Origin of the sequence: Pseudomonas sp. HMWF006, assembly GCF_003061205.1 — a bacterium.
Classification (GTDB): Bacteria; Pseudomonadota; Gammaproteobacteria; order Pseudomonadales; family Pseudomonadaceae; genus Aquipseudomonas; species Aquipseudomonas monsensis.
The window spans coordinates 6,827-10,801 of the sequence record NZ_QAIU01000254.1 but is presented as its reverse complement, the minus strand read 5'-3'; the positions used below and the strand labels follow the sequence as shown (position 1 = coordinate 10,801).

At 61.4% G+C, this 3,975-nt stretch carries 5 protein-coding genes; all 5 read right to left on the bottom strand.

Annotated elements, in window-relative coordinates:
• Positions 1-193: 193 nt before the first annotated feature.
• Entirely contained in the window at positions 194-445 is a 252-nt protein-coding gene (locus tag DBR24_RS10435) for a YfhL family 4Fe-4S dicluster ferredoxin (protein WP_128614689.1), read from the bottom strand.
• A 101-nt stretch (positions 446-546) separates the two neighbouring features.
• Positions 547-1,026, bottom strand: a complete 480-nt coding sequence (coaD, locus tag DBR24_RS10430; protein ID WP_003229157.1) for a pantetheine-phosphate adenylyltransferase — start codon at positions 1,024-1,026, stop codon at positions 547-549.
• A 115-nt stretch (positions 1,027-1,141) separates the two neighbouring features.
• A complete protein-coding gene (locus DBR24_RS10425; protein WP_128614688.1) occupies positions 1,142-2,737 on the bottom strand; it encodes a GMC family oxidoreductase in 1,596 nt (531 codons plus the stop codon).
• A gap of 111 nt (positions 2,738-2,848) precedes the next feature.
• Positions 2,849-3,394 carry a twin-arginine translocation pathway signal protein gene (locus DBR24_RS10420; protein ID WP_128614687.1) on the bottom strand — a complete coding sequence of 182 codons (546 nt, stop codon included), beginning with the start codon at positions 3,392-3,394 and terminating at the stop codon, positions 2,849-2,851.
• Between the two features lie 29 nt (positions 3,395-3,423).
• Positions 3,424-3,975, bottom strand: a 552-nt coding sequence (locus DBR24_RS31925; protein ID WP_256591384.1) for an aldehyde dehydrogenase family protein, incomplete at its 5' end; no start/stop codon positions are given.

Sequence of the window (3,975 nt, the reverse complement as noted above, 5' to 3'; positions counted from 1 at the left end):
GTGTCTGGGGTGTGTCGGGGAGGGTTTTGAGCAGCGCGAGTAAGCTGATCCGGGTTTTGCGGTGTTGCCGATGGCCTCATCGCGGGCAAGCCCGCTCCCACAAGGTTTTGGTGTTCACACAATTTTTGTTCCACCACAGAACCCTGTGGGAGCGGGCTTGCCCGCGATGGCGTCGCCAGCGGCGCTGAACAACTCAGGCCTTGCCGGTAATCTTGCGGTACTTCTTCATCAACTCTTCTTCAGTCTCCGGATGGGCTTCGTCCAGCGGTATGCAATCCACCGGGCAGACCTGCTGGCACTGCGGCTCGTCGTAGTGGCCAACGCACTGGGTGCACAGGTTCGGGTCGATCACATAGATCTCTTCGCCTTGGGAAATGGCGGCGTTCGGGCACTCGGGTTCGCAGACGTCGCAGTTGATGCAATCGTCGGTGATGATCAGGGACATGCTAACTCCAGCCGGGGCGGCAAGCCCGGGCGCAATAATCAATACGCGCAATTGTGCCGCATTGACGCCCGCAGTGCACGCGGGCGCCGTTTGAACGGTCGTTACTTCTTGAAGCGCAGGGTCAGGGCGTCGGCCACGGCCGGGTGGACGAACTTGCTGATATCACCGCCCAGCGCAGCGATTTCCCGCACCAGCGTCGAGGAAATGAACGAATAACGCTCGGACGGTGTGAGAAACAGGCTCTCGACGTCCGGCGCCAATTGGCGGTTCATGTTGGCCAGCTGGAATTCGTATTCGAAGTCCGACACCGCGCGCAGACCACGCAGGAACACATTGGCGTTCTGCTCTTTGGCGAAATGCGCCAGCAGCGTCGAGAAACCGACCACTTCCACGTTCGGCAGGTGTTTGGTGACCTCGCGAGCCAGTTCGACCCGTTGTTCCAGCGGGAACAGCGGGTTTTTCTTGGGGCTGGCGGCGACGGCGATGATCACGTGATCGAACAGGCGCGAGGCGCGTTCGACCAGATCGCCATGGCCCTTGGTAATAGGGTCGAAGGTACCTGGGTACAACACTCGGTTCATCGCGTCGTCCTGGCGGGAGTCCGTTGGGGAGTCGGATGGTATCGCAGCCGTCCCGGTCGGCCAAGTCGCCTGTTGGGTAAGAAAGCACTATAGACGACGCGATAAACCGGTTTTTTCACGGATTTCTCAGCCGATCAGCGAGGGACGTCGCCAATTGTGCAGTCAGTCCATACACCGACAATTGCGGGTTGGCGCCGATGCTAGTGGGGAACAACGAGCCGTCGTGAATCGACAGATTGCTCAGTTGATGATGCCGGCCAAGGCTGTCGGTTACTGCGTTTTTCGGGTCTTCGCCCATCGCGCAGCCACCCATGACGTGGGCACTGCCCAAGCGTGTGCGGTACAGCTCAAGGCTCAAACCGTCGATCAAGGTGCGCACCTCGGCCAGGGTTTTCACGTAACGCGCATCGGCGTGCATCGGCATCACCGCTTGCGCGCCGCCGGCAAACTGGATCTCGGCCATGCTGTGAAAGGCGCGGCGCAAGCCTTCCCAGGCGTAAGGCGAGACCTGATAGTCGAGCACCGGCGAGCCATCGCCGCGCAACTCGACACGGCCACCGGGGCTGTCCGGGTGGAAACCGTCGCGCAGCAGCGCCAGCATCGCATGGGTGTGGGGCAGATCCGCCATGTGTTCGGCATTCTGCGTGCCGAAACCGCCGAGCAACGTCGCCGCCAGCGCCGGCTGCAGCGGCGGCACTTCGAGTTTGTAGCCCATCGGTCCGCTGGTGCCGTCCCTCCACTGGAAATGATCCGAGTAAATCGACTGTGGCGCACCGTAGAACGGGTTGATCACTTCGTCGAAACGCCCGGCGGACATGTTCACCAGATGCAGGAAGGTGCGTTTGCCGAGGCGCTGATGCGGGTCTGGCGCGTCCGAGCGCAAGAGTAGGGCCGGGCTGTTGATGCCGCCGCCGGCCAGCACGTAATGCCGCGCCTTGACCGTAATCGTGCGCCCGGTCGGTGCGACGCAGCGTTCGTCCATCGCCACACACTGCAGGCCGGAGACCTTGTCGCCGCTGATCAGCAGTTTTTCCGCGCGAGCCAGGTAGAGCAGCTCGCCGCCCTTTTCCAGGGTCGCCGGAATGGTGGTGACCATCATCGACTGTTTGGCGTTGGTCGGGCAGCCCATGCCGCAATAGCCAAGGTTCCAGCAACCGCGCACGTTGCGCGGAATCACGTGCCAGCTGTAGCCGAGCTGTTCGCAGCCCTTGCGGATCACGTCGTTATTGGCGTTGGGTGGCACCCTCCAGGGTGCCACACCCAGACGTTGCTCCATTTTCTCGAACCACGGCGCCATCTCGGCAGGGCTGTGGCCTTTGACGTTGTGTTCCTTGGCCCAGTGCTCGAGGGTCGGTTCCGGGGTACGAAAGCTCGAGGTCCAGTTGATCAGTGTCGTGCCGCCGACCGCGCGGCCCTGGAGGATAGTGATCGCGCCGTCCTTGCTCATGCGGCCGATACCTTCCTGATACAGGCTGCTGTAGGCCTGGTCTTCGAGCATTTTGAAATCGGAGCTGGTTTTCAGCGGGCCTTCTTCGATCAGCAGCACCTTGTAGCCGGCGGCGCTGAGGATTTCCGCGGTGGTGCCGCCACCGGCGCCGCTGCCGATGATGGCGACGTCGGCTTGCAGCGTCAGGTCGTCGGTCAGTTGTGCGCCGTTATAGGTTTTCCAGCCACGGGCGAGGCCTTCGCGGAACGGGTCGGGTACGGGCATCGATCAGGTTCTCTTTATTATTCTGGCTGTGGTGGTGAGGCGGCTGGCGCCTTCGCGAGCAAGCTCGCTCCCACATTGAAATGCATTCCCTTGTGGGGGCGAGCCCCGGTTTCAAACGTTAGGCGGGCCGGGGTAGCCGCAGTGCGCCCAGGACTCGGCGCGGGTGTACCAGGCCATCATCACCATTTGCTGCAGTGAGCTGTGGCCCATGCGCAGCAGGCTCAGCGAGCTGTTCTGCCAGCGTTCGAGAAAGTGACGCATAGCCTCGGGGCCGGCGTTTTCCCAGCTGCCCCAGATTCCGGTGAGCGGCCCGCGCGTGACGGCCATGCCGAGCACGTCGAACAGTTGCCGGGTGAGTTTGAGCATTTCCGGCGACAGGTGATCGAGGCTGTAGTCCAGCGACTTGAGGGTGCCATCGACGGCGCCGGGCATTTTTTCGCTCGCCACGGCGCCCTCGAGCATCACTGGAATCAAGGCGCGCAGAAACAACAGATCACCGTCGCGCAATGCGGCGAACCCGTTGGCGGTCACGCTCGACGAACAGCCACTGAGGCTGGCGCCGAGTCCGGCAGTGGCAAGAAACGCGGTAGCGCCGAGGCTTAACTTCAGCAGGCCACGGCGCGACAGCGCAGGTGTTTCAGTCAGGCTTGGGTGCATTGTTTTTATTACCCGGCGGTGACAAGGGCTTAGCGGATGAACAGCTTCTGGATCAGTTTCTGAATCGATTTGCCGTAGGGCGGGTAAATCAGCCTGGACGCATTGAAGCGCTGCTTGATCAACACACCTTTGGCTTTACTGAATGTGAGGAAACCTTCATGGCCGTGGTAATGGCCCATGCCTGACGGGCCGATGCCGCCGAATGGCATATCGTCCTGTGCCACATGCAACAGGGTGTCGTTCAGGCACACGCCGCCGGAGTGGGTTTCGTGCAACACGCGGTGCTGTTCGCGTTTGTCGTAGCCGAAGTAGTAAAGCGCCAGAGGACGTGGTCGCTGATTGATGTAAGCGAATGCCTGCTGCAGATCCTGGTACGGCACGATCGGCAGCAGCGGGCCGAAGATTTCGTCCTGCATCACGGTCATTTCGTCGCTGACATTCAGCAACAGGCTGTGCGGCATGCGTCGGCCCTGACCGTGTTCGAACAATGGAATCAGCAACGCGCCTTTGCTGGTGGCATCACTGATGTAGCCATTGAGGCGTGCCAGTTGGCGTTCATTGATGATCGCCGTGTAATCCGG

Excerpts from the sequence above, each read along its gene's own strand:
- DBR24_RS10435 (WP_128614689.1), bottom strand. The coding sequence starts at position 445 with ATGTCCCTGATCATCACCGACGATTGCATCAACTGCGACGTCTGCGAA.
- coaD (WP_003229157.1), bottom strand. The coding sequence starts at position 1,026 with ATGAACCGAGTGTTGTACCCAGGTACCTTCGACCCTATTACCAAGGGC.
- DBR24_RS10425 (WP_128614688.1), bottom strand. The coding sequence starts at position 2,737 with ATGCCCGTACCCGACCCGTTCCGCGAAGGCCTCGCCCGTGGCTGGAAA.
- DBR24_RS10420 (WP_128614687.1), bottom strand. The coding sequence starts at position 3,394 with ATGCACCCAAGCCTGACTGAAACACCTGCGCTGTCGCGCCGTGGCCTG.